Origin of the sequence: Pseudomonas huaxiensis (assembly GCF_003231275.1) — a bacterium.
Lineage (GTDB): Bacteria > Pseudomonadota > Gammaproteobacteria > Pseudomonadales > Pseudomonadaceae > Aquipseudomonas > Aquipseudomonas huaxiensis.
The window spans coordinates 1-1438 of the sequence record NZ_QKVL01000128.1; the positions used below are offsets into that span (position 1 = coordinate 1).

General features: G+C 62.2%; 1 protein-coding gene. It reads left to right on the forward strand.

What is annotated here, in order from left to right:
* Window positions 1–1438 (forward strand): RCC1 domain-containing protein (locus DM374_RS32510; protein WP_404821407.1); only part of this gene is annotated, 1438 nt, incomplete at both ends.

A 1438-nucleotide genomic window follows, 5' to 3' on the forward strand; every position in this document is an offset into this window, starting at 1 on the left:
ACTATGAAACTCAGTATGTTGTGCCGGTTGGCGGAGCAGGGCAACCGGTCCGGGTCACCGTGCCTTATGCGGTGATCAACGCCAATGCAGGACAGGTCATTCATCTCAAATATAAAGTCGCCCGTAGTGCAGGCGGGCCCGAGGAGGAATCGCCGGTCAATCCGTACAACGTCAACCGCGAGATCGGCTCTGGCCCTTTGCTGGTCATGGGGGCTCGCTTCAATGCCAGTACTTACCGCGCATCAAGTGCGCCAAGAATGCTCAGTGCCTTTCACCGCACGACCCTGCAGCCGATGCTGGCCGAGTGGCGTTACGAAGACAGCCAGGTCTGGACGGCCAAGCCCCGTTGGTTCGACAACAAACCGTGGTTAAAACTGTATGTGCGCACCTCCAGTGACGCGGTACTGCTCAACCCGGCCAATATCATCGGCAATGGTGTCGATACCACAGCAAACGGTGCGGCAGCGTTCATCGCCATGCGCGATGAGGTGACGGTGGGGACTGAGAAGGAAGTCGATATGGTCGGTTGGGGTAACGCGGCCCATGGTGGAGCACTGGACCCGACCATAATCACCATCAGGGACATAGTCGAGGTCTCCTGTACCAGTAACGCCTATGCGGCGCGTCGGCGTAACGGCAGTGTGGTGTGCTGGGGGACTGCCGGCGGCGGTGGCACCATGCCGCCTGGTGAGAGTGGGGATTACGTTCAGGTCAGAAGCAATTCCGGCGCATTCGTCGGGCAGAAACGTGACGGACGGCTTATTACGTGGGGCACGGCGGGCTCGGGCGTTCCGGTGCCGCCGGAGGTCGAGCTGCACAAGGACTATGTGGAGTTGTACGGAGCGGGAATGGCCTTTGCGGCCAGGCGTGCCACCGGGCATGTCGTGGCGTGGGGCAATGCGGCTCACGGCGGGGTGTTGCTGCCCGGGCAGGGAGACATGAGTGACATCGTTCAGGTCATCGGCAGTTACGGAGCCTTTGCCGCGCTGCGTGACGGTGGTGGCTCGCAGAGCGTGATTGCGTGGGGCAGCCCTACCTACGGTGGTGCGGCGCCACCGGAAATTGCCCAACTGACCAACGTCAAGGCGTTGGGGGCTGCCACCGCACAGGCGTTCAGCATCTTGCTGGCGACCAACGCGGTGCGTGGCTGGGGCGCGGCTTCGCACGGCGGAACGGTGCCGGAAACTATCCAGAGCATGACCAATGTGGTGGAGGTCTCCAGCACCTGGCACGCATTCTGTGCCCGCCTGAGCAATGGGAGCGTTGTCGCTTGGGGAAATCCGACAAATGGTGGGGCTGTCCCTGAGCCTATCGCCCGGTTGTCGAACATCGTCCAGGTGGTGGGCAGTTCCTGGAGTTTCGCTGCGTTGTGCCGGGATGGCAAGGTGGTGGCCTGGGGGGTCCCGGCTACGGGCGGTGATATTTCCGCCGTCGCAGG